Consider the following 21,027-nt stretch of genomic DNA (forward strand, 5'->3'; position numbering starts at 1 on the left):
GGGGCCGTCAGGGCGTCGGCCACGCCTCCGCGAGCATCTTGCGGGTGTCGCCCAGCAGCTGGGGCAGCACCTTGGTGTGGCCGACCACCGGCATGAAGTTGGTGTCGCCGCCCCAGCGGGGCACGACGTGCTGGTGCAGGTGGGCGGCGATGCCCGCGCCCGCCACCGAGCCCTGGTTCATGCCGATGTTGAAGCCGTGCGCGCCGGAGGCGGTGCGCAGGGCCGTCATCGCCTGCTTGGTCAGCTCGGCCAGCTCGGCGGTCTCCGGGGCGGTCAGCTCGGTGTAGTCGGCGATGTGCCGGTAGGGCACGGCCATCAGGTGGCCGCCGGTGTACGGGTAGAGGTTGAGGACCGCGTAGACCAGCTCACCGCGCCGGACGATCAGGCCGTCCTCGTCCGATTTCGCCGGGATCGAGCAGAAGGGACAGCCGTCGTCGGCGCCCGGGCCGCTCGGCTTGTTCTCGCCCTGGATGTACGCCATCCGGTGGGGCGTCCACAGGCGCTGGAACGCGTCCTGCGTCCCCACTCCCCACTGCTGCTCCGGCTCACTCGTCATGCGTGCAGCATATGGCGTCCGCCTGGGGGAACGGGAAAGGCCCCCGGGTCTCCCGGGGGCCTCGCCGTCGGTCCGATCCGGTCAGGTCCGGTCAGGGCGGGTCAGGTCAGGGCGGGTCAGACCTGTGCCCGGTCCTCGACGACCTTCGCGATCTTCGCGATGGCGTCCTCGACGGGGATGCCGTTCTCCTGGGAGCCGTCGCGGTAACGGAACGAGACGGCACCGGCCGCCATGTCCTCGTCACCGGCGATCACCATGAACGGCACCTTCTGCTTCTGGGCGTTGCGGATCTTCTTCTGCATCCGGTCGGAGGAGGCGTCCACCTCCACCCGCAGCCCCGCCGCCCGCGCCTTCTCGGCGAACTCCTGGAGGTAGGGCACGTGCGCGTCGCCGATCGGGATGCCGAGCGCCTGGACGGGCGCCAGCCAGGCCGGGAAGGCACCCGCGTAGTGCTCAAGGAGGACGCCGAAGAACCGCTCGATGGAGCCGAACAGCGCGCGGTGCAGCATGACCGGCTGCTGCCGGGAGCCGTCGGCGGCGGTGTACTCCAGGCCGAACCGCTTGGGCTGGTTGAAGTCCACCTGGAGGGTCGACATCTGCCAGGACCGGCCGATCGCGTCCTTGGCCTGCACGGAGATCTTCGGGCCGTAGTAGGCGGCGCCGCCCGGGTCGGGAACGAGCGGGAGGTTCTGCTTCTCGGCGGCCTGACGGAGCGCCTCGGTGGCCTCCGCCCAGTCCTCGTCGGTGCCGATGAACTTGTCCGAGTCGTCGCGGGTGGACAGCTCCAGCTCGAACTCGGTCAGGCCGTAGTCGCGCAGCAGGTCAAGGACGAAGGTGAGGAGGGTGTCCAGCTCCTCGGGCATCTGCTCCTTGGTGCAGTAGATGTGCGAGTCGTCCTGGGTGAAGCCGCGCGAGCGGGTCAGGCCGTGCACGACGCCCGACTTCTCGTACCGGTACACGGTCCCGAACTCGAAGAGCCGCAGCGGCAGCTCGCGGTAGGAGCGGCCCCGGGACTTGAAGATCAGGTTGTGCATCGGGCAGTTCATCGCCTTGAGGCGGTAGTTCTGCTCGTCGAACTGGATGGGCGGGAACATGCCCTCCGCGTAGTGCGGCAGGTGCCCGGAGATCTCGAAGAGGTGCTCCTTCGAGATGTGCGGGGTGTTCACGAACTCGTACCCGGACACCTCGTGCCGGCGGCGCGAGTAGTCCTCCATGACCTTGCGGATCACGCCGCCCTTGGGGTGGAAGACCGCGAGGCCGGGGCCCAGCTCGTCGGGGAAGGAGAACAGGTCCAGCTCGGCGCCGAGCTTGCGGTGGTCGCGCTTCTCGGCCTCGGCGAGGAAGTCCAGGTGCGCCTTCAGCTCGTCCTTGGACGGCCAGGCGGTGCCGTAGATCCGCTGGAGCTGGGGGTTCTTCTCGCTGCCGCGCCAGTAGGCGGCGGCCGAGCGCATCAGCTTGAACGCCGGGATGTTCCGGGTGGTCGGCAGGTGCGGGCCGCGGCAGAGGTCCTTCCAGCACAGCTCGCCGGTCTTGGCGTCGAGGTTGTCGTAGATGGTCAGCTCGCCGCCGCCGACCTCGGCGTCGGCGCCGTCGGCGGCCTGCGCGGCGTTGCCCTTGAGGCCGATCAGCTCCAGCTTGTACGGCTCGTCGGCCAGCTCCTCGCGGGCGGCGTCGTCGGTGGTGACCCGGCGGGCGAAGCGCTGGCCCCGCTTCTGGATCTCCTGCATCTTCTTCTCGACGCGCTTGAGGTCGTCGGGGGTGAAGGGCTCCTTGACGTCGAAGTCGTAGTAGAAGCCGTCCCGGATCGGCGGGCCGATGCCCAGCTTGGCCTCGGGGAACAGTTCCTGCACGGCCTGCGCCATGACGTGCGCGGTGGAGTGCCGCAGGATGTTCAGACCGTCCTCGGAGGAGATCTCGACGCCCTCGACGGTCTCGCCGTCCCGCACCACGTACGCGAGGTCCTTCAGCTCGCCGCCGACGCGGGCGGCGACGATCGAGCGCTCGCCGGGGAAGAGCTCGGCGGCCGTGGTGCCCGTCGTCACCACGCGTTCTTCCCGCTCGGAATCGCGTTGGATGATCACACGGACGTCTGACACCGGTCTCTCCTGACTGAAGTGGGCCGCGGCGCCATACCGGAGCGCACGCATGAGGGCGATCGTACCGACCCGGGCCCTCCGCAGGCGAAACAGATACGGCGCGACGGCGATCCGGGCACCCCCGGTGCCCTGCGCGAGGGTGACGAGCGCCACGGTCGGCGGGTGCGCGGCCGGGCCGGGGAAGACGCAGCCGACGGGCACCGGCCGGCCGGCGCGGGCGGTGGTCGCGAGGGGCCTGCGGGCGGACGGCGGCGTACGGCGCGAACAGCCCGGGTATCACCCGAGCGGGCAGCGGACGGAATGTCAACTGCCGTGGGTGATCGAGGGGTTGTGATGACATGGCGTGCTGGTACGAAGGGCCCCTGGCCGCGTTCGACACGGAGTCCACGGGTGTCGACGTCGAGACCGACCGGATCGTGTCGGCCGCCGTCGTCGTCCAGGACGCTCCGGGCATCCGGCCGCGGGTCAGCCGCTGGCTGGTGAACCCGGGCGTGCCGGTGCCCGGGGCGGCGACCGCGGTGCACGGGCTGACGGAGGAGCATCTGCGGCTCAACGGCCGCTGGCCGGCGCCGGTGATGTACGAGATGGCTCAGACGCTGGTGGAGCAGGCGCGGGCGGGACGTCCGCTGGTGGTGCTGAACGCGCCGTTCGACCTGACGCTGCTGGACCGCGAGTTGCGGCGGCACCGCGCCTCGTCGCTGGGCCGCTGGCTGGAGCGGACGCCGCTGCACGTCCTCGATCCGCGGGTGCTCGACAAGCACCTGGACCGCTACCGCAACGGCCGCCGCACCCTCACCGACCTGTGCGCGCACTACGACGTACCACTGGAGAGGGCGCACGACCCGGCGGCCGACGCGCTGGCGGCGCTGGAGGTGGCGCGGGCGGTGGGGCGGCGGTACGCGGCCCGCCTCGAGCGCCTGTCCCCCGCCGAGCTGCACCCGCTCCAGGCGGTGTGGCACGCGGCGCAGGCCCGGGGCCTGCAGGCGTGGTTCGCGCTCAGCGGCACGGAGGAGCCGGTGGACCCGGCCTGGCCGCTGCGGCCGGACCTGCCCGCGGCGGCGTAACCGACAACGGAAAACCGGCCCGTCGGATGACGGACCGGTTCTTTCCGGGTGGGCGATACTGGGTTCGAACCAGTGACCTCTTCGGTGTGAACGAAGCGCTCTCCCACTGAGCTAATCGCCCGGGAACGCACTGAACAATACAGGTCCCGGCACGCTTCCTTCAAACCGCTGCCAGGCGGGCGGCCAGTCCGCGCCGCCCGGCCCGCATCATCAGCGTGTGGTTGGCGCGGAAGAGGGCCCGTCCGGGCACCGCGAGCCGGCGCAGCAGCGGCTTGCGGACGTCGACCTCCTGGTCGTAGCGGGCGACGGCGCCGGCGCCGTCCGGGGTGACCGTCCAGCGCGCCCAGCCCTCGATGTCGCCGGACAGCCGCACCTCCAGTACCCCGGCTTCCGGGTCGCGCCGCCCCTCCCGCATGACCTGGGTGAGGTCGTACGGGAGGAGCGAGCGGATCCGGATGGTGCCGCTGGTGTCGTCGAGGCGGGTGACCTCGCGGACCTGCGGCCACCAGCGGGGGTAGTCCTCGATCCGTTCCAGGGCCCGGTACACGTCGGTGACGGGCGCGGGCAGTGCCCACCGGCTGCGGAAGCGGTAATGGTTCCAGTCCACCTCCGCAGCCTGCCCACGCGGGCGCCGGTTACGGCATCCGGTCGCCGAGCAGGGCGAGGTTCTCGATGGCGGCCAGGCCGTACAGGGCGGTGTCGTTGGTGGCGATCCAGGTGGCCTCGCTGCCCGGCACGAGTGCCGTCGGCCCGCTGATCTTCTCGGTGGTCCAGGGCGCGGACTCCTTGTAGCCGTCGGAGTCGTAGAACTTCTGCCACGCGCGCGCGGCGAGCGCCTCGTCGCCGGTCTGTACGGCGGCGTAGGCGTCGAGGCGGGAGTGGCCCTGGAAGAGGATCAGGGAGCCGAAGTTGCTGCCGTAGCGGGCGGCCTGTTCGGTCTTGGAGGCGTTGAAGTAGCGGCAGTAGTCGTAGTACGCCTCGTTGAAGGCGGGGATGTCGACCAGGTCGATGAGTTCGGCGCACAGTTCGCCCAGGCCGAAGACGGCGGACAGGTGGGAGACGCCGACCACTGGCTCGGCCGCCACGGCGAACTCGCCGGTGTCCAGGTCGTACAGGCCGCTGCCCTGGACGAAGCCGTTGGGCTGGGCGGCGATGCCCTTCATGGTGGACAGCACCCGGGCCTTGGCCTTCTCCCACTTGGGGCCCTTGCGTTCCCACTCGGTGAGCCAGGCCGACACCAGGCCGCTCCAGTCGGTGCCGAAGCCGATCGACAGGGCGTGCCGGTCGGGGGTGTAGGCGTCGGTGCGGACCTTGCGGTTGGGGTCGAGGACGAGGAACGTCTCGTCGGAGTCGACGTTGGCGTGCATGAGGTCGCCGACGCGTTCGTCGGCGGTGAGGTAGTAGTAGAAGCGGCGGTACGTGGTGTTGGCGATGCGCTGCTGCTTGGCGCTGTCGGCGTAGTGCTGGACGCCGTGCCGGGTGCCGAGGCCGGCCCATTTGCCCAGGTGGTAGACGTCGACCTCGCCGGTGTGCCGGGTCATCGCCTCGGCGAAGCGGAAGATGTCGGCGCGGCCGGAGCGCAGGTAGGCGTACCAGAGCCACAGGTCGGGCGAGAGTTCGGAGTTGTCCCAGGCGTAGCCGCCGACGTCGTAGCGCCACTGGTGCCGCACCGTGTCGTAGGTGTGCATGATGTCGCCGTAGTCCCAGAAGCCGTACCAGCGGCGCTGCTCCACCTGGTCCTTGTAGTAGGTGAAGAGGAAGTCGAGGTGGTCCTCGATCTTGGCCTTGGCCGGGGTGGAGCGGTCGGGTTCGGCGTACAGGCCCTTGCCGAAGACGCCGGCTTTGATGAGCTGCGCGGGCGGCGCGGCGAGCTGCGGCAGCACGCGGACCGCCTCGACCTGCTGGGCGAGGGTCTCGGGGGCGGGGGTGGCGGCGTTGGCCCAGAAGAGGAGTTCGGAGGTGCGGGCGATGCCGTAGGGGGTGCCGAACTCGGGCTCGTAGTCCTCGTAGGTGATGTTGAGGCCCTCGAGCTGTTCGGCGTAGGTGTCCTGCTCCATGCCGTCGTGGTAGAAGCGCAGGTCCATCGGCTGCGCCTCGGGCGACCAGAGCCAGAGGGTGACCTCGGCCTCGTCGGTCTGGGCGTCGCGGATGTCGAGCTGGGCGGGGTACTTCTCCCAGAAGTCGCGCAGGCCGAAGGAGAGGCCGCCGCTCACCCCGCCGACGTAGCCGAATCCGGAGGCGCGGCGTCCGCCGCCGGCGCCGATCCAGCCGTGGCCCTGCTTGGTGCGCTTGCGCAGGGTGAAGCCGTCGGCGGAGAGCTGGGAGAGGGTGTAGTCGCCCCACTCGGGGATGTACTGGAGGCGGGTGGTGACCCGCTGGTCCCAGGTGGCCGGGTCGGGCAGCTTCTCCCCCGCGTACTGCGCCGCCTGGACGGCCGCTCCCGGGTCGCGGCGCAGTCCGGTGATGCCCTTGACGGCCTCGCGGAGCAGGCCGGTGCCCTCGCCGCCGATGCGGATGTGGCGGTCGTAGGAGGCGTCGCGCATCGGCACGGTGAAGCGGACGCCGAGGCCGCGGATGAAGTCGCCGGACGCCTTGCCGGGTTCCTGGGTGCCGTCGAAGGTGATGGTGTGCACCATGCGGAAGGAGTCGGCGCCCGCGTAGAAGTACAGGCGGATGGAGAACGGCAGCCAGCCGCGGTTGCCCTTGCGGTGCTTGCCGTCGATGCGGACGACCGCGCGGACCGGGCCGTCCTGCTCGACCTCGACCTCGGAGATCGCGCCGTCGAACCGCTCGTACTTGACGGTGCCCTGGTCGCCGTCCTCGATCTCGGGCTGGCGCAGCAGCACCAGGCGGCCGTTCTTGGCGATCTCGGTGCCGTCCCGGGTGACCGACTTGACGAGGGTGGCGCCGTTGGTGCCGATGCGCGCGGTGATGACGCCGGTCGATATGTCGATGGTGCCGCCGCGCTTGGCGACGGTGACCTTCTTCTCGGGGGCGGCCGGGGTGCCGGTGGTCAGGGTGAGCTTGCCGGCGCCCGTGCCGACGGCGTGCGCGGTCCACTTCAGGGAGCCGTCCGGCCAGTAGGCGAGCGGCCAGGACTGGGCGGGTACGGCCGTGCCGTCGGCGTCGGTGACGGCGAAGGTCTGCTCGGCCGGGTGGGTGCCCTTGGGCCAGGGGACGCCGACGGTGGTGCCGGGGGCGGCGCCGAGGCCGCCGTCCTCCAGCCAGTCCAGGGTGACCGGGGCGTCGTCGGCGGTGGCGGCGGCGGGCGCGGCCTGCGCGTTCCTGGCGCCCAGGGCCCAGCTGAACTGGGCGGCGGCGCCGGCCACGGCGGCGGCCTTGAGAAGGGATCTGCGGGGGATGGGAGACATGACCTTTCCTTCCTTGCGGGTGCGAGGGAGCCTTGCGGGTGAAAGGGGGTGCCCTTGCGGGTGCGCGGGAGCGTCCTCCGAAATGTCAAGGGCATGACAGAGGAAGGCGCGGCGCGCGGGGCGCCGCTCCCTGGGGAGGGTTCAGGAACGGCCGTACCGCCGATCCACGGCGACGGCCGCCGCCGCGACGGCCCCGAGCACCGGGACCGCCAGCGGCGCCACGAACAGCGCGGAGCCGGCGACGACCGCCAGTCCGCAGACCAGCAGCAGGGAGCCCGCCGGGTCACGCAGGGTCCGCCGGCCGGCCGCGGCGAGCAGCGCGCGCCAGGAGGCGCCGGGCGCCCACACCGCCGCCGCGCGCAGCCCGGCCACCGTGAGGACGAGCAGCGCGAACAGGCCGACCGCCCCGGCGAGCGGTCCGCCGGGCAGCCCGGCCCGCGCGGCCTGGACGTCCACCCAGACCGCGCCCGCCGCCGCCCACCAGGCGAGCCCGGCGGCCCAGCCGCGGCGCACCGCCGACCGGAAGTCGGCGGTGAACTCCCGTGCCCCGCCGCGCTGGTGGCCGGTCCGGCGGCGCAGGTGCCGGGCGCCGGCCGCGAAGGCGGCCGGCCAGGTGACGACGCCCAGGCAGGCCACGCCGATCCACACGCCGGTGAGCATGGACTCGGCGAACACGGCGAAGCGTTCGCCGCCGAACACGGGCTCCTTGCGCGCCTTCACACGTGCCTCAGCCATGCTGACCGCCTCACTTCAGTCCGGACGTCGCCATGCCGTCGATGAGATAGCGCTGGAAGGCCATGAAGAAGGCGACCACCGGGACCAGCGCCACCAGCGACATCGCGATCATGCTGCCGTAGTTGGAGATGCCCTCCTGGTCGCGGAACATCATCAGGCCGAGCGAGACGGTGTACTTGGAGGGCGTGTTGAGGTAGATCAACGGCCCCATGAAGTCGTTCCAGGCGTTGATGAAGGTGAAGATGGCGCTGGTGATCAGGGCGGGGCGGCACAGCGGCAGCACGATGGACCAGTAGGTCCGCAGATGTCCACAGCCGTCCAGCTTGGCGGCCTCGTCCAGCTCGCGCGGCAGTCCGCGCATGAACTGCACCATAAGGAAGACGAAGAACGCCTCCGTGGCCAGGAACTTGCCCGCCACCAGCGGCACCAGGGTGTCGACCAGCTCCAGCTTGCGGAACATCACGTACTGCGGGATGAGCAGCACGTGGTACGGCAGCAGCAGGGTGCCGATCATCAGGGTGAACAGCAGGTTCCGCCCGGCGAACCGGATCTTGGCGAAGGCGTACGCGGTCAGCGAGGCGGACAGCACCACACCGACCACGGCGAGCACCGCGTACATCAGCGAGTTCACGAAGAAGCTGCTGATGGAGATGCCAGAGATGCCGTCGGCGAGTCCCGAGAAGTTGGCCCAGACGGGCTTGGTCGGCAGCAGGTCCAGGCTGGCGATGATGTCCTTGCTCGGCTTGAACGAGGCGCCGACCACCCAGATCACGGGGTAGAGGACGACCGCCAGGACGAGGAGCGCGCCCACGTGCCAGGCGATCGATCCGGTGCGCCGCCGCTCACTGGCGGTGCGCACGGCGGGGCTGGTGGCGGTGGTCACTTGGCGGCCTCCTCGTAGTGCACCCACTTCTTCTGCGACCAGAACAGCACCGCCGTCACCAGCGCCACCGCGACCACCAGCGTCCAGGCCATCGCGGAGGCGAAGCCCATCTGCGCCTCCTTGAAGCCCTTCTGGTAGAGGTAGCAGGTGTAGACGAGGGTGGCGTCGGCCGGCCCGCACCGGGTGTCGGAGACGACATAGGCGGAGCCGAACACCTGGAACGCGTGGATGGACTCCAGCAGCACGTTGAAGAACAGCACCGGGGAGATCATCGGCAGCGTGATGTTCCAGAACCGGCGCAGCGGACCGGCCCCGTCCACCTCGGCCGCCTCGTACAGCTCCCGGGGGACCTGCTTGAGGCCGGCCAGGAAGATGACCATCGGCGCGCCGAACTGCCAGATGCTCAGCGCCACCAGGGCGTAGATGACGTAGTCCGGGTTGCCGATCCAGCCGCCCACGTCGAGGCCGAAGATCTTCTGGCCGCGGTCCACGACCGCGTCGTCGGAGAACAGCGCCCGCCACACGAAGCCGACCGAGACGCTGGCCCCGATCAGCGAGGGCAGGTAGAACGCGGCCCGGTACAGCCCCTGGCCGCGCCGTTTCTGCGCCAGCAGCATGGCGACGCCGAGCGCCAGCAGCAGTTTCAGCGGGGTGGCCACGACGACGTACTTCAGGGTGACCTCGACCGACTTCTGCCAGCGCGGGTCCTGGAACATGGTGGTGAAGTTGTCCAGGCCCACCCACTGCGGCGGCGTGAACAGGTTGTAGCTGGTGAACGCGTAGTAGAGCGACGCGATCATCGGCCCGGCCGTGAGCAGCACGAATCCGGCGATCCACGGCGACATGAAGAGGTAGCCGGCCAGGTTCTCCCGGCGCCGCCCGCGCCGCCCGGCGGCGGGAGCGGCGGACCGCTTCCCGGCCGGGCGCGCGGGCGCTTCCTTGACGAGCGTCATGGTGGTACGTCCCCTCAGCCCGCGAACGCGGCCTTGGCCTCGCTGAACAGCGCCTTGGCGGCGTCGGCCGGCTTGGTCTTGCCCTGGGCCACCTCGCCGCCGATGCGCAGGAAGGCCGCCTCGATGACGTCGGAACCGGACGGGTGCGGGGTGATCTTCCCCAGCAGACCGGCGCCGGCGACCTCCTCCTCGTACGCCTTGACGCCCTTGTTGTTGTCGTCGGTGGGCGTGAACGCCTCGTACTGCTCGCTGGTGGCGAGGATGCCGCGGTCGTAGCCCATGATCTTGCCGACCTCGGGGTCGTGCACCATGAAGTCGATGAACTGGGCGGCTTCCTTGGGGTGCTTGGTGCCGGTGAAGGCGCTGAGCATCAGCGAACCGAGGTACTGGCCGGTGTCCTTGCCGTCCGTGGTCGGGATCGGCGCGAGCCCGTAGTCCGACTCGCCCTCGCCCTCGTAGCGGATGGAGAAGTTGTCCCAGGTGAACTCGCCCGCGGCGAGCCCCGCCGACAGCCCCGACTTCGGCTTGGCCTGCTCGATCTTCTTCGGGTCGGCGACCAGCCCGGACCGGACGCGCTTGTAGCCGTCCTCCCACCACTGGGTCAGATCGTCCTCGGTGAAGCCGAGGTCGGTGTCGGTGTAGAAGGCCTTGCCGTTCTGCCGCAGGTACAGGTCGTACAGGTACATGATGCTGAAGTAACCGGTGTCACCGGCGATCTTCAGCTTGTCCTGGATGGTCTGGAGGGCGTCGAAGTACTCGTCCCAGGTCCAGCCCAGCTTCGGTTCCAGGCCCGCCTTCTTGAACGCCTTGAGGTCGATGACGAGTGCCATGGTGTTGGCGCCGACCGGTATGCCGACCTGCTTCTCGTCGACCTGACCGACCGTCAGGACATTGTTGCGGAAGTTCTCCAGGCTGAGATTTCCCGCGTCCGCCTGCGTCTTGAGGTCCATCAGAACACCGCGCTTGTCGTACTTGCGCAGGAAGGTGACCGAATTCTGGAAAACGTCCGGCGGATTTCCGCCGGAGGCCTGCGTCTGGAACTTCTCCCAGAACGCTTCGTAGTCCGTGAATTCCGGCTTGACCTTGATCTTCGGGTACTTCTTCTCGAAGAGGGCGATCGTCTTCTTGATGGCGATGGCCCGCGGCTCGCCACCCCACCAGGCGTAACGGATCGTCACCGTACCGTCCGACGAGCCGCTGTCACCACCGCACGCGGTGGCCGTCGCGCCTAGTCCCGCGACGGCGAGCGAGGCCCCCGCCACCTTGAGGACGGTCCGCCTCTCCACGTTTCTGTCCTGCTGCATAAGAGCCTCCCCGCGACGTTGCGATCGCCCCATGAATCGTTTCAAGTAAGCGCTTGCTGGCACAAGGTACGGAGGGCCCGGAGGCGCGTCAATGATTCGGACAGGAATTCATATGCGGGAGGAGCGGGCCGCGGCACGGCCGTCCGTCACCTGTTTGCCGCCCGGCGCCCCACGCGTGGCGAGAAGTGCCAGGTCCGCGCCGTGCGACCGAGGGACCGAACAGCGCCGGACCGGTTCGGCCGCCCGCGCCGGAAGGTCACGGTTGGGTGAAGCCCGGCCAAAGCCGTTGCATGGCTCGCACAACGACAGGACGGCCCGGCTCACGATCGTGAGCCGAGCCGTCCTGGATTTCCGGTGGGCGATACTGGGTTCGAACCAGTGACCTCTTCGGTGTGAACGAAGCGCTCTCCCACTGAGCTAATCGCCCGGGTGCGGGAAGAACATTACCGCATGTCAGGGGGTGCCCGTGACCAGCGGGCCGGTGATCGGGCCGGCCGTCGGCCGAGTCACTGGTCCTCGATCTGCCACGGCATCACGAGGCCGAACTTCCACAGGTAGAAGCCGCCGATCGCGGCGATGACCACCAGGCCGATCACCGTCAGAACGATGTTGCGCCGCCGCACCTTGGGGTCGAGTGCCCGCTGTGCCGCCTCGGTCACCTTCCGCTTGGTCCAGCGCAGCACCAGCTGGGCCCAGACGAACTCGGTGGCCCAGATCGCCATGCCGCCGAAGATCACCACCCAGCCGGGTCCGGGCAGCGGCAGCATGATGATGCCGGCCACCACGACCGCGAGGCCGACGACGAAGACCCCGACCTGCCAGCTCAGGTGCAGGGCGCGGCGCGCCTTGACGAATTCGGGCGCCCGCGACCCGAGGCCCCGCTCGCTCTCCGCCCCGTCCGCCTTCGTCCCGTCCGCCACCAAGGTCACCTCGACCGGCTCGCTACTCCCCGTGTTCATACGGCCAAACCCTACCGGAGCGAATCCGGTCACCGGAATGGACGCTCCGGGCCCGCCATTCCTCGGCCGGACGGGGTACCGAAAGCCACGCAAAACACTCAGAGGGGTTTACAACGGCACCGTAGGTGGCATGTCGATTTGGCCGACGTGCGAATCCCCGAGCGCACACTGAGCGAAAGGCCCTGGCGCTTATGAACACCACGGTCAGCTGCGAGCTGCACCTGCGCCTCGTTGTGTCGAGCGAGTCCTCCCTGCCTGTCCCCGCAGGCCTGCGGTACGACACGGCCGACCCCTACGCCGTGCACGCCACCTTCCACACCGGAGCCGAGGAGACCGTCGAGTGGGTGTTCGCCCGCGACCTTCTCGCCGAGGGGCTGCACCGCCCCACGGGCACCGGCGACGTCCGTGTCTGGCCGTCGCGCAGTCACGGTCAGGGCGTCGTGTGCATCGCCCTGAGCTCTCCGGAGGGCGAGGCACTGCTCGAGGCCCCGGCGCGGGCTCTGGAGTCCTTCCTGAAGCGCACAGACGCCGCCGTGCCCCCTGGCACGGAACACCGGCACTTCGACCTCGATCAGGAGCTCTCGCACATCCTGGCGGAAAGCTAGCGCGAGGCCCCACGAACCGCCCGGCGCCGTCGACTCGGGGTGACGGACCGGGCCGGGACAACCGCATAGGGCACACACATCGGCGTCGCCACCGCGGACCACCGCGGGGCGGCGCCGGTGCGCGTTCCGCGCCCCCGGGGGAACCACGGCCGGGCGCAGCCGTGCGCCCCTCGGGGAACCACGGCCGATGCACGGCCGTTGTGCGGGTGTACGGGCATGGGAGGGGGCCGCCCTGGTGCCGTCCTGGTGATTGCGGAGGGTGACCGTCGCGCGGACGGGTGCGGCCGCATCGGCGGCGGACGCCGGGTGCGGATGCCACTACCATCGGCCAGCAATCGGCGGGCGTCCGCCCGTCCTCAGGCCAGGGAGCGAAACGTGCTGATCACCCACGACACCCGGTGTGCGCTCGACACCGTGGTGGATCTGGTGAACACCGCACCGGAGGACGAGTCGTCGCCGGACGGACTGCCGGACGTCGCCGCCCTCAAGGATTTCGTGCGGAACCACGAGATCAGCGACGTCGGCGTGCTCTCCGATTTCGATCTCTCGGCGGTCCGCAGGGTGCGCGGCCGGTTCGCCTCCGTCTTCGCGGCCTCCGACGCCCGCGCCACCGCGAGCCTGATCAACGAGCTGGTCGCCGCCGCGGGTACCACCCCCCGGCTCACCGACCACGACAGCTACGACTGGCACGTCCACTACTTCGCCCCCGGTGCCTCCGTCGCCGACCACCTGGCGGCCGACTGCGGGATGGCGCTGGCCTTCTTCGTGGTCGCCGGGGAGCGGGAGCGGCTGCGGCGCTGCGAGGCGCCCGACTGCCGGCGCGCCTTCGTCGACCTGTCGCGCAACCGTTCACGGCGCTACTGCTCCAGCCGGACCTGCGGAAACCGACTGCATGTGGCGGCCTACCGGGCGCGCCGCAAGGAAGCGGCGGGCTGAGGCGGCCCGAGGGACACGGCCCCGACGCGTCCCCGGCGGGTGGCGCCGGGGAACGCGGGTACGGCTCACAGCAACAGCAGGTCGTGCAGCGAAGCCATGAGCAGCAGGAACCCGATCACCGCAAGGAAGATCATCAGCGGTGGCTGGGAAAGGGCGAAGAGGCATCCGCGTGGCTCTGGCGGCCGGGAAGCGGCATCGCTCTCTGTGGTGTCCAGCTGTGTCGTGTCCAGCATCTCGCGGGTGATGATGGCGCAGTTCACGCCCCGGCGCGATCAACACGCCCGCGAGGCACTTGTGTTCGCCGCAATCCATGATCTTCGGATCGGGTTGTGATCGTTTCCGGACGTTTCGCCAGCTCACTGTGTCGTTTCAACGAGGCGGCGGTAAGCCGAGTCGTGGCTCAGCGGGCCGGGCCGGGCGGTGTCATATGCCGTGCTTCTTCAGGATGGCCTCGATGTCGCTGAAGTCGTCCTCCGAGCGGGGCTTGCCCGCCGGCCGGGCCGCCGCCGGACGCGGGGCGGAACCGGCGCCCAGCGAGGGCGCCGAGGCGCCCGGGGCCACGGCGTCCTGCCCCGCGGCCGCGCGGGCGGCCTCCTTGCGCTCCTTGCGCGTGGCCCGGGTGCCGCCGCGGCGGCGCTCCACGGCGCGGGTGAGCAGGAACAGCAGCCAGGCCACGCCCAGCACCGCGAAGCCCGCCCAGGCCATCGGGCTGAAGGCGGTGTCGGCGATCCACTCGACGACGCCGGTCATCACCAGGCCGACCGGGATCAGCGAGTAGGCGGCGACGCGGACCGCGGCCAGGAAGCGCCTGCGGTACGCGGTGACCGCCGCGATGCCCAGGCCGGCCGCGGACACGGCGGAACAGACGGTCTCGGCAATCATCCGGTCCTCCAGGGGCGTGAGCACGGTCGGGCGGCAGGCACTTTCGTCCCTTCCATCCTGCACCGTCCCCACCCGGCGAGGCCATGCTCCGGCCCGACATCAGGGACATCTCCGGGTCACCTCGGGGTCGTCTCCTCCTCGGGGCCCGGTCCAGTCCGGTCCCAGGGCCCGGTCCCGGCCGCTGGGACCCGGGGCGGGCGCGGGTGCGGTTGGGTCCGGGAAGCGGGGCTGGGACACTGGTCCCATGAGCGACTCCTCCCCCGTCAGCCCCGCCGTGCCCGTCCTCGACGTCTGGTGCGAGCTCCAGTGCCCGGACTGCCGGACCGCCCTGGACGATCTCCGTGCCCTGCGCGCCCGCTACGGCGACCGTCTGGAGCTGCGGCTGCGGCACTTCCCGCTGGAGAAGCACAAGCACGCCTTCGCCGCCGCGCAGGCCGCCGAGGAGGCCGCCGTGCAGGGCCAGGGCTGGGCGTACGTGGAGGCGGTGCTCGGCCGGCTCGGGGAGCTGGACCGCCGGGGCGAGGAGCTGCTGATCGACGTGGCCCGGGAACTCGGTCTGGACGCCGAGGAGTTCGACACCGCCCTGATCGACGGTCGGCACATCCTGATCGTCGACGCCGATCAGGCCGAGGGCAAGGCGATCGGCGTGACCGGGACCCCGACGTACGTCATCGACGGCGAGCGGCTCGACGGCGGCAAGAGCCAGGAAGGGCTGCGCGAGCGCGTCGAGGAGATCGCGGACCGGCTGCTCGCCGGGGCCCGCGCCGACTGACCCGGTCGTCGCTACAGCAGCGGCTTGTAGAAGGCGTACCGCGTCGTCTCGTAACCGAGCGACTCGTACAGCCGTTCGGCCGGAGTGTTGTCCGCGAACACGTTGAGGCCGAGGAGGCGGCGCCCGGCGGTGATCGTCCGGGCCTCGGCGAGGAGCATCAGCGTCCGGCCGTGTCCCCGGCCGCGGTGCGCGGCGTCCGCCTCGACGTCGAAAACGTACGCCGACTCCGGGCGCAGCGCCAGCCACAGCGTGCCGACCCGCTCGCCCTCGTGTTCCAACACGCTGAACAGCATGTCCTCGGTGTCGGGCCCGGCCGGCAGCAGCGTCTCGTGGTCCTGCCGGGCCTTGGCCCGCGCCGCCTCCTCGGGCATGCCCCGCTCGGCCCACGTCCGCGCGTACTGCTCGTTCCCCCGGGCCCGCCAGGTGTCGTACTCCGCCCGGGTCATCGGCCGCGGCCGGCTGCCCGCGGGCAGGGCCGGCGGGGTGTCGCCGAGCCGCTTCTCCATGCCGCGGTTGCGGGGTATGTAGCCGAGCGCCCCGAAGAGCCGCAGGCCCGCCTTGGCGTCCGCGGGGACGGTGACCGTGAGCTGCCCGCAGCCCCAGCCGCGTACCACCTCCTCCGCGGCGAGCGCGGCCACCGTGGCCCGGCCGCGCCGGCGGTCGGGCTCGTCGACGCGCAGGTCGTGGATGACGGCGACCGAGTCGCCGAAGGCGGCGGAGGTGCCGAGGTGGATCACGCCGACGGGACGGCTGTTCACGCACACCTGGTAACGGCGTGAACGCGTCCCGTCGGCGGCGCGCTGAAGCGGCTCGGTCGGCCGCAGGGTGGTGGTCATCAGAGCTGTTCTACCCCGCGCGGTGGTCCGGGAGGCCGGAATAGGGCCCGTACCGGGTACCGGTCAGGGGTCCAGATCGTTCCCGGCCCGTTCCTCGAAGATTCGCATCGCCTTGGTCGTGACCGGGCCCGGGGCGGTCGGCAGTTCCCGGTCGTCGACCCGGTGCACGGCCTGGACGTCGCGCAGGGTGGAGGTCAGGAAGATCTCGTCGGCCCGCTCCAGGACGTCCAGCGGCAGATCGGTCTCCACGGCGCCGGTCCACTCCACGGTCAGGGCCCGGGTGATGCCCGCGAGGCAGCCGGCGGCGAGGGGCGGGGTGTGGATCTCGCCGTCGATGACGACGAAGACGTTCGACCCGGTGCCCTCGCACAGCCGCCCCACCGTGTTGCCGAACAGCGCCTCGGAGGCGCCCCGTTCGCGGGCCCGGGCGAGGGCGACGACGTTCTCCGCGTACGAGGTGGTCTTCAGGCCGGTGAGCGCGCCCCGCTCGTTGCGGGTCCAGGGGACGGTGATCACGGTCGTGGCGTCGGGGCGGCGGGTGGTGGCGCCGAGGGCGACCAGCAGGGTGGGGCCGTGGTCGCCGCGGTCGGAGCCGAGCGGGCCCTGTCCGCCGGTGCAGGTGATCCGCAGCCGGCCCAGCGGCATCGGGTTGGCCTCCAGTACGGCGGCGCAGGCGCGGCGCACCTCGTCCAGGTCGGGCTCCGGCAGACCGAGGCCGCGCGCGGAGCGGGCCAGCCGGTCCAGGTGCCGGGTCAGCGCGAAGGGGCGGCCGTCGACCGCCTTCACCGTCTCGAAGACGCCGTCGCCCACGGTCAGTCCGTGGTCGAAGGCGGAGACCCGCGCGGACTCCGCCTCCCGCAGCCCGCCGTCCAGCCAGATCCTCACGTTCCCGGTCCCTCCCCGATCGCTTCGTACGTCCCCGACGCTACCGCGAGCAGCCGGGACGCCTTCAGCTCGGTCTCCCGCCACTCCCGCTCCGGGTCCGACCCCCAGGTGATCCCGGCGCCGGTGCCGAATTTCAGCAGGCCCTCGGCGCGGTCGATCCAGAAGGTGCGGATGCCGACGGCCAGCTCGGCGGTGCCCCGGTCGGCGTCCACCCAGCCGACGCCGCCGCAGTACGGCCCGCGGGGCGCGGTCTCCAGCGCCTCGATGATCCGCAGGGCGCTGGCCTTGGGCGCGCCGGTGACCGAGCCGGGCGGGAAGGCCGCGGCGAACAGGTCCGGCCAGCCGGCGCCGGCCCGCAGTTCGCCCCGTACGGTCGAGACGAGGTGCACCAGGCCTGGGTGCTTCTCCACCGCGCACAGGTCGGGCACGGTCACGCTGCCGGTCGCGCAGACCCGCCCGAGGTCGTTGCGGACCAGGTCCACGATCATCACGTTCTCGGCGTGGTCCTTCGCCAGCAGGTCCGCCTCGGTGCGGCCGGTGCCCTTGATCGGACCCGAGACGACCTCGCGTCCCGCGCGGCGCAGGAACAGTTCGGGCGAGGCGGTGGCGATCTCCACGCCGTGCCGGGGCAGCCGCAGCGTCCCCGCGTACGGCGCCGGGTTGCCGCGTGCGAGCAGCGCGGTGAGGGCGTCCGCGTCGGCGTCGGCCGGGACGGGCGCGGACAGGACGCGGCAGAGGTTGGCCTGATAGACCTCGCCGGCCGCGATGTGCGCGCGGATGCGGCGTACGGCGCTCGTGTACGCCCCGTGGTCGAGTGAGGACGTCCAGTCGCCGACGGCCGGTCCGTGCCACCCGCCCGGCCGGGGCGCGGGCACCGGCGCGCGGCGGACGTCCGCGAAGCGGGCGCAGGTCAGACGGCCCTCGAAGTCCGCGCTGACGGCCCAGAAGCCCTCCGAGTCGAGGGCGGCCGGATCGGTCGTGACGTCGAGGAGACCGGTGGCGATCCGGTCGCCGAATCGGGCCAGGGGCGGGAGATCGGACACCTGGCCGAGTCTAGGCGGGGCGACCGCGAGGTGACCCGAACGTGTCCTTCCGTCCACCCCGACCAGGCATGAGAGCGGACGCACCGCAGCACGCTGCGCAAACGCGTTTTTGTGCTGGCTCCGGAATCCGCTAGAGTTCATGACGTCGCCGGGACGCGCAAGCGGACCGAACCGACAGGCGGACGTAGCTCAGTTGGTAGAGCGCAACCTTGCCAAGGTTGAGGTCGCGAGTTCGAGCCTCGTCGTCCGCTCGCAGGAAACTCCTGGTGGAGTGGCCGAGAGGCGAGGCAACGGCCTGCAAAGCCGTCTACACGGGTTCAAATCCCGTCTCCACCTCCAAGGACGATTAGCTCAGCGGGAGAGCGCTTCCCTGACACGGAAGAGGTCACTGGTTCAATCCCAGTATCGTCCACTGGATCTCACGAAGATCCGTACCCGCGCGATTAGCTCAGCGGGAGAGCGCTTCCCTGACACGGAAGAGGTCACTGGTTCAATCCCAGTATCGCGCACGCAGCGTCGCAGCACCGCACCTCCCAGGACGATTAGCTCAGCGGGAGAGCGCTTCCCTGACACGGAAGAGGTCACTGGTTCAATCCCAGTATCGTCCACCGTCCGAAGCCCCCGGCCGTCTCGTACGGCCGGGGGCTTCGTCGTCGCCGGCCCGGTTCAGCTGGAGAACAGCATGTGGCCGAAGCTCTTGTGCCGGTGGTGGCCGTAGTGCTGCTGTCCGTGGCCGCCGTGCGGGGCGCCCCAGGCGGGGGCCGGGGCGGCGGGGTAGGCCTGCGGGGCGGCCGGGGGCGGCGGGGCCGGCTGGGACCACTGGGACTCCAGGCGGGTCAGCGACTCCAGCTCGCCGTAGTCGAGAAAGATCCCGCGGCAGCCACTGCACTGCTCGATCTGGACGCCGTTGCGGTTGTACGTGTGCATCGGTGCGTGGCACTTCGGACACTGCATGGTCGGCTCAACTCCTCGCCGGTAGGTCCTGCTTCGCGTTTCGCCAGGACAGACTCTGTCCGGCTGCGGTCGGTTGCACCTTACTTGGCGTGGCCTTCCCTCAACTCCCCGGTGTCCGGGCGGGGACGGAGACCATGCGCGCGCAGGCGTCGACCAGGGCCCGCTCCACGTCGTCCAGCGGCCGGTCCGCCGCGGCCGCCTTCGTCAGGGCGCGGGCGGCGGTCTGGGCGGTGAGGGCGCGGGCCGGGACGTCCAGGGCCGGCCAGGGGTCGCCGTCCGGCGGGACCGCCGGGCCGCCGGCGGCGCGGTAGGCGGTCAGGAAGCGGGTCCACTCGTCGGACGTCAGAAGTCCGCACGCGTACCAGGCGGCCGGGCGGGCCAGGTCCCACGCCGGTACGCCCCGGCCAAGGTCGTCCACGTCTATCAGCAGCCACCGGCCGTCGGGCGTGGGGTGGCGGACGAGCTGGCCGAGGTGGAAGTCGCCGTGGCAGGGCGTGGTGGTGTCCGGCATGTCCGCCTCACCGCGTGCCCAGGCGGGCAGCGCGGCCCAGGCGCCGAGGACGGGGGCGGTGCCGAGGTGGTGGGGGGCGGTTTCCCGGAGGCGGGCGAGGGCGGTGGCGGCCTTCGCCGGGCCGCGCATCAGGGGCAGGGCGGCGGGGGCCGGGGTGCGGTGCAGGCGGGCGAGGAGGGTGCCGGCCGCTTCCCAGGGGGCGGCGCCCGGGTCGTCCGGGTCCACCGGGGTGCCGTACGGCCAGCAGGTCACGAGCCGTCCGTGCAGGTCGGCGGGGGCCGCCGGGGCGAGCGGGGGCAGGAGGACGCCGGGAAGGCGGGCGGCGAGGGCGAGGCGGTGGGCGAGGGCGCCGGGGTCGGTGCCGGGGGCGTGCGCCTTGGCGACGACGCCGCCGTGCCGGACGACGGTGCCGTCCGGGCGGTCGGCGAGCGTGGCGGCGTCGGTATCGGCAGCCGTATCAGCGCCGGCATCGGCATCGACACCCGCATCAGCGCCGGCATCGGCGTCGGCATTGCAGGAGCGGCACAGCCGGCTACCGGAGTGGGCAGCCGCCCTGACGCGGGCGGCCAGGGCGGGGAGGAGGGGGGCGGCCGTCGTCACGGGGTGAGCGTACGGGGTGGTGGGGCGATGGGGCGGGGTCGGGCTGGGGGCCCGGGGATGAGGGCCGGGATTCCGAAGGGGCGGGGCCTGGAGGTTCGGAGGTTCGGGCCGGGGGCCGGGCGGGTTCGGGAGCTGGAGGCCCGGGAGCCCGGAAGCCCGGGAAACTGAGGGCCGGCCTGCACGCTGGGTCTGGTTTCGGGCAGGGCAATGCCGGCGCAGCTCCCCAGCTGCGCCGGCATCTGTGCCGTCCGCCGCACCCCCGTCCCCACGGGGTTTCATGGATGGATGTCCCCGCCCGGACCGCTCTTCCGGGCCTGGGGTCGCCGCTCAGCGCCCCAGCATCACACCCACGGACGACGCCTGTGTGGCCACCGTCTCCCACCCGTCGAAGACGAGCAGGAGCAGGGCCGCCAGGGGAAGGGCCATGAGCGTCGCCACCAGTGGATGGCGACGGCCCTTGCGGCGGGCGCGGAACGGGGCGGCGTACGCCCCGCGCTCCAGCGTGCGGACCAGTGTCCGCGGTGCCGTCTGGGCCATGGTCCCTCTCCTGACCTGTTCCGTTGTTGCCTGGTAGCGGCGGGCGTCTGACCTCGGGGGACGAGTGCTGCACCCGCCGCTCGACCTCAAATCTAGGCGTCCGGCCCCCGGCGGACGTCATGCCCTCGTACCTATTGCCGGGCCTCCCGGAGGATGAGCCATGACCTGGGCTGTACTCCCGTGGGTGGAGACGGCGGACGGGGTCTCGGGGTCATCCCCGAGGGGGCACCCCGCCGGTCACCCGGTCTGTCCTGCTTTCTCCGAGCTGTCCTCCCGGGGCACCGGCTGCTCCACCAGGGCCAGCACCCGGTTCGCCATGAACCGGGCCGTGCGCACCACCGACCCGTTGCGCGTGACTTCGCTCACCTCCACCACCCCTCGGCGCACCGCCGTCTCCACCCGGCGGCCCGCCCGGCTCGCCACCACCTCGTACGTCCGTGTCGTGTCGCCCGCGTCCACGACTATCTCCACACGATCACCTTTCATGGCGTCAATCCCCCTTCCCCTGCGGTCCGTTGAGACCCCGGCCGGCACCGAATGCGGCC

At 71.3% G+C, this 21,027-nt stretch carries 22 protein-coding genes and 7 tRNA genes; 9 read left to right on the forward strand and 20 right to left on the reverse strand.

The window, feature by feature from the left end; genetic code table 11:
- Positions 1 to 7: 7 nt before the first annotated feature.
- Both ACTT8P_RS03760 and thrS read right to left on the reverse strand, forming a co-directional pair.
- On the reverse strand, positions 8 to 556 hold the full coding sequence (locus ACTT8P_RS03760) for an HIT family protein (protein WP_361164828.1): 549 nt from the start codon (positions 554 to 556) through the stop codon (positions 8 to 10).
- 116 nt (positions 557 to 672) lie between these two features.
- Positions 673 to 2,652, reverse strand: coding sequence for a threonine--tRNA ligase (gene thrS / locus ACTT8P_RS03765; RefSeq protein WP_442830070.1), 1,980 nt, complete (start codon positions 2,650 to 2,652; stop codon positions 673 to 675).
- 338 nt (positions 2,653 to 2,990) lie between these two features.
- On the opposite strand from thrS, the gene ACTT8P_RS03770 reads away from it, so the two are divergent.
- Positions 2,991 to 3,716: an exonuclease domain-containing protein gene (locus tag ACTT8P_RS03770; RefSeq protein WP_442830071.1), complete on the forward strand. Its 726-nt coding sequence runs from the start codon at positions 2,991 to 2,993 to the stop codon at positions 3,714 to 3,716.
- Between the two features lie 49 nt (positions 3,717 to 3,765).
- On the opposite strand, the gene ACTT8P_RS03775 is transcribed toward ACTT8P_RS03770, so the two are convergent.
- From ACTT8P_RS03775 to ACTT8P_RS03815, 9 genes are all read right to left on the reverse strand, one after another.
- Positions 3,766 to 3,837, reverse strand: a tRNA-Val gene (locus ACTT8P_RS03775).
- Between the two features lie 39 nt (positions 3,838 to 3,876).
- On the reverse strand, positions 3,877 to 4,323 hold the full coding sequence (locus tag ACTT8P_RS03780; protein WP_442830072.1) for an SRPBCC family protein: 447 nt from the start codon (positions 4,321 to 4,323) through the stop codon (positions 3,877 to 3,879).
- A gap of 28 nt (positions 4,324 to 4,351) precedes the next feature.
- Positions 4,352 to 7,087, reverse strand: a complete 2,736-nt coding sequence (locus ACTT8P_RS03785) for an exo-rhamnogalacturonan lyase family protein (RefSeq protein WP_442830073.1) — start codon at positions 7,085 to 7,087, stop codon at positions 4,352 to 4,354.
- A gap of 141 nt (positions 7,088 to 7,228) precedes the next feature.
- Positions 7,229 to 7,822, reverse strand: a complete 594-nt coding sequence (locus ACTT8P_RS03790) for a hypothetical protein (protein ID WP_442830074.1) — start codon at positions 7,820 to 7,822, stop codon at positions 7,229 to 7,231.
- Positions 7,823 to 7,832: 10 nt separating this feature from the next.
- Complete coding sequence (locus ACTT8P_RS03795) at positions 7,833 to 8,705, reverse strand: carbohydrate ABC transporter permease (RefSeq protein WP_442830075.1); 873 nt, start codon at positions 8,703 to 8,705, stop codon at positions 7,833 to 7,835.
- Entirely contained in the window at positions 8,702 to 9,658 is a 957-nt protein-coding gene (locus ACTT8P_RS03800; protein ID WP_442830076.1) for a carbohydrate ABC transporter permease, read from the reverse strand. Before ACTT8P_RS03800 ends, ACTT8P_RS03795 begins: the two co-directional genes overlap by 4 nt.
- 14 nt (positions 9,659 to 9,672) lie before the next feature.
- Positions 9,673 to 10,962, reverse strand: coding sequence for an ABC transporter substrate-binding protein (locus ACTT8P_RS03805; RefSeq protein ID WP_442830077.1), 1,290 nt, complete (start codon positions 10,960 to 10,962; stop codon positions 9,673 to 9,675).
- 355 nt (positions 10,963 to 11,317) lie between these two features.
- Positions 11,318 to 11,389, reverse strand: a tRNA-Val gene (locus ACTT8P_RS03810).
- Between the two features lie 79 nt (positions 11,390 to 11,468).
- Positions 11,469 to 11,921 (reverse strand): TIGR02611 family protein, encoded by a 453-nt coding sequence (locus tag ACTT8P_RS03815; RefSeq protein ID WP_442830078.1) that lies wholly within the window; start codon positions 11,919 to 11,921, stop codon positions 11,469 to 11,471.
- Positions 11,922 to 12,112: 191 nt separating this feature from the next.
- On the opposite strand from ACTT8P_RS03815, the gene ACTT8P_RS03820 reads away from it, so the two are divergent.
- The gene (locus tag ACTT8P_RS03820) at positions 12,113 to 12,526 is read left to right on the forward strand and encodes an SsgA family sporulation/cell division regulator (protein WP_004002642.1); all 414 of its coding nucleotides are present in this window, start codon (positions 12,113 to 12,115) and stop codon (positions 12,524 to 12,526) included.
- Positions 12,527 to 12,901: 375 nt separating this feature from the next.
- The gene (locus tag ACTT8P_RS03825) at positions 12,902 to 13,462 is read left to right on the forward strand and encodes a CGNR zinc finger domain-containing protein (protein WP_442830079.1); all 561 of its coding nucleotides are present in this window, start codon (positions 12,902 to 12,904) and stop codon (positions 13,460 to 13,462) included.
- Between the two features lie 65 nt (positions 13,463 to 13,527).
- Here the strand turns inward: ACTT8P_RS03825 and ACTT8P_RS03830 are convergent, their stop codons facing one another.
- Positions 13,528 to 13,722, reverse strand: a complete 195-nt coding sequence (locus ACTT8P_RS03830) for a hypothetical protein (RefSeq protein WP_442830148.1) — start codon at positions 13,720 to 13,722, stop codon at positions 13,528 to 13,530.
- Positions 13,723 to 13,885: 163 nt separating this feature from the next.
- Positions 13,886 to 14,344 carry a hypothetical protein gene (locus ACTT8P_RS03835; protein ID WP_442830080.1) on the reverse strand — a complete coding sequence of 153 codons (459 nt, stop codon included), beginning with the start codon at positions 14,342 to 14,344 and terminating at the stop codon, positions 13,886 to 13,888.
- Positions 14,345 to 14,588: 244 nt separating this feature from the next.
- On the opposite strand from ACTT8P_RS03835, the gene ACTT8P_RS03840 reads away from it, so the two are divergent.
- The gene (locus ACTT8P_RS03840; protein ID WP_442830081.1) at positions 14,589 to 15,116 is read left to right on the forward strand and encodes a DsbA family protein; all 528 of its coding nucleotides are present in this window, start codon (positions 14,589 to 14,591) and stop codon (positions 15,114 to 15,116) included.
- Positions 15,117 to 15,127: 11 nt separating this feature from the next.
- Here the strand turns inward: ACTT8P_RS03840 and ACTT8P_RS03845 are convergent, their stop codons facing one another.
- The 3 genes from ACTT8P_RS03845 to ACTT8P_RS03855 form a co-directional block, all read right to left on the reverse strand.
- On the reverse strand, positions 15,128 to 15,952 hold the full coding sequence (locus ACTT8P_RS03845) for a GNAT family N-acetyltransferase (protein WP_442830082.1): 825 nt from the start codon (positions 15,950 to 15,952) through the stop codon (positions 15,128 to 15,130).
- Positions 15,953 to 16,015: 63 nt separating this feature from the next.
- Positions 16,016 to 16,837 (reverse strand): aminotransferase class IV, encoded by an 822-nt coding sequence (locus ACTT8P_RS03850; RefSeq protein ID WP_442830083.1) that lies wholly within the window; start codon positions 16,835 to 16,837, stop codon positions 16,016 to 16,018.
- Positions 16,834 to 17,880, reverse strand: a complete 1,047-nt coding sequence (locus tag ACTT8P_RS03855) for a chorismate-binding protein (protein WP_442830084.1) — start codon at positions 17,878 to 17,880, stop codon at positions 16,834 to 16,836. The genes ACTT8P_RS03850 and ACTT8P_RS03855 overlap by 4 nt, the downstream gene beginning before the upstream one ends.
- 178 nt (positions 17,881 to 18,058) lie before the next feature.
- On the opposite strand from ACTT8P_RS03855, the gene ACTT8P_RS03860 reads away from it, so the two are divergent.
- From ACTT8P_RS03860 to ACTT8P_RS03880, 5 genes are all read left to right on the forward strand, one after another.
- Positions 18,059 to 18,131, forward strand: a tRNA-Gly gene (locus ACTT8P_RS03860).
- Positions 18,132 to 18,145: 14 nt separating this feature from the next.
- A tRNA-Cys gene (locus ACTT8P_RS03865) sits at positions 18,146 to 18,219 on the forward strand.
- Between the two features lies 1 nt (position 18,220).
- Positions 18,221 to 18,292: transfer RNA gene (locus ACTT8P_RS03870), tRNA-Val, on the forward strand.
- 25 nt (positions 18,293 to 18,317) lie between these two features.
- Positions 18,318 to 18,389 (forward strand) — tRNA-Val (locus ACTT8P_RS03875).
- Positions 18,390 to 18,416: 27 nt separating this feature from the next.
- Positions 18,417 to 18,488 (forward strand) — tRNA-Val (locus tag ACTT8P_RS03880).
- A gap of 58 nt (positions 18,489 to 18,546) precedes the next feature.
- On the opposite strand, the gene ACTT8P_RS03885 is transcribed toward ACTT8P_RS03880, so the two are convergent.
- The 4 genes from ACTT8P_RS03885 to ACTT8P_RS03900 all read right to left on the reverse strand — a co-directional run bounded on the left by ACTT8P_RS03885 (position 18,547) and on the right by ACTT8P_RS03900 (position 20,968).
- Positions 18,547 to 18,834 carry a zf-TFIIB domain-containing protein gene (locus ACTT8P_RS03885; RefSeq protein WP_442830085.1) on the reverse strand — a complete coding sequence of 96 codons (288 nt, stop codon included), beginning with the start codon at positions 18,832 to 18,834 and terminating at the stop codon, positions 18,547 to 18,549.
- Between the two features lie 100 nt (positions 18,835 to 18,934).
- Positions 18,935 to 19,945, reverse strand: a complete 1,011-nt coding sequence (locus ACTT8P_RS03890) for a phosphotransferase family protein (protein ID WP_442830086.1) — start codon at positions 19,943 to 19,945, stop codon at positions 18,935 to 18,937.
- A gap of 327 nt (positions 19,946 to 20,272) precedes the next feature.
- Complete coding sequence (locus ACTT8P_RS03895; protein WP_442830087.1) at positions 20,273 to 20,482, reverse strand: hypothetical protein; 210 nt, start codon at positions 20,480 to 20,482, stop codon at positions 20,273 to 20,275.
- Between the two features lie 237 nt (positions 20,483 to 20,719).
- Entirely contained in the window at positions 20,720 to 20,968 is a 249-nt protein-coding gene (locus ACTT8P_RS03900; protein WP_215168669.1) for a hypothetical protein, read from the reverse strand.
- Positions 20,969 to 21,027 lie beyond the last annotated feature (59 nt).

It is taken from the genome of Streptomyces sp. JW3, assembly GCF_052216785.1.
GTDB lineage: Bacteria > Actinomycetota > Actinomycetes > Streptomycetales > Streptomycetaceae > Streptomyces.

Excerpts from the sequence above, each read along its gene's own strand:
- ACTT8P_RS03760 (WP_361164828.1), bottom strand. The coding sequence starts at position 556 with ATGACGAGTGAGCCGGAGCAGCAGTGGGGAGTGGGGACGCAGGACGCG.
- ACTT8P_RS03770 (WP_442830071.1), top strand. The coding sequence starts at position 2,991 with ATGGCGTGCTGGTACGAAGGGCCCCTGGCCGCGTTCGACACGGAGTCC.
- ACTT8P_RS03785 (WP_442830073.1), bottom strand. The coding sequence starts at position 7,087 with ATGTCTCCCATCCCCCGCAGATCCCTTCTCAAGGCCGCCGCCGTGGCC.
- ACTT8P_RS03790 (WP_442830074.1), bottom strand. The coding sequence starts at position 7,822 with ATGGCTGAGGCACGTGTGAAGGCGCGCAAGGAGCCCGTGTTCGGCGGC.
- ACTT8P_RS03800 (WP_442830076.1), bottom strand. The coding sequence starts at position 9,658 with ATGACGCTCGTCAAGGAAGCGCCCGCGCGCCCGGCCGGGAAGCGGTCC.
- ACTT8P_RS03805 (WP_442830077.1), bottom strand. The coding sequence starts at position 10,962 with ATGCAGCAGGACAGAAACGTGGAGAGGCGGACCGTCCTCAAGGTGGCG.
- ACTT8P_RS03815 (WP_442830078.1), bottom strand. The coding sequence starts at position 11,921 with ATGAACACGGGGAGTAGCGAGCCGGTCGAGGTGACCTTGGTGGCGGAC.
- ACTT8P_RS03820 (WP_004002642.1), top strand. The coding sequence starts at position 12,113 with ATGAACACCACGGTCAGCTGCGAGCTGCACCTGCGCCTCGTTGTGTCG.
- ACTT8P_RS03835 (WP_442830080.1), bottom strand. The coding sequence starts at position 14,344 with ATGATTGCCGAGACCGTCTGTTCCGCCGTGTCCGCGGCCGGCCTGGGC.
- ACTT8P_RS03840 (WP_442830081.1), top strand. The coding sequence starts at position 14,589 with ATGAGCGACTCCTCCCCCGTCAGCCCCGCCGTGCCCGTCCTCGACGTC.
- ACTT8P_RS03845 (WP_442830082.1), bottom strand. The coding sequence starts at position 15,952 with ATGACCACCACCCTGCGGCCGACCGAGCCGCTTCAGCGCGCCGCCGAC.
- ACTT8P_RS03885 (WP_442830085.1), bottom strand. The coding sequence starts at position 18,834 with ATGCAGTGTCCGAAGTGCCACGCACCGATGCACACGTACAACCGCAAC.
- ACTT8P_RS03895 (WP_442830087.1), bottom strand. The coding sequence starts at position 20,482 with ATGGCCCAGACGGCACCGCGGACACTGGTCCGCACGCTGGAGCGCGGG.
- ACTT8P_RS03900 (WP_215168669.1), bottom strand. The coding sequence starts at position 20,968 with ATGAAAGGTGATCGTGTGGAGATAGTCGTGGACGCGGGCGACACGACA.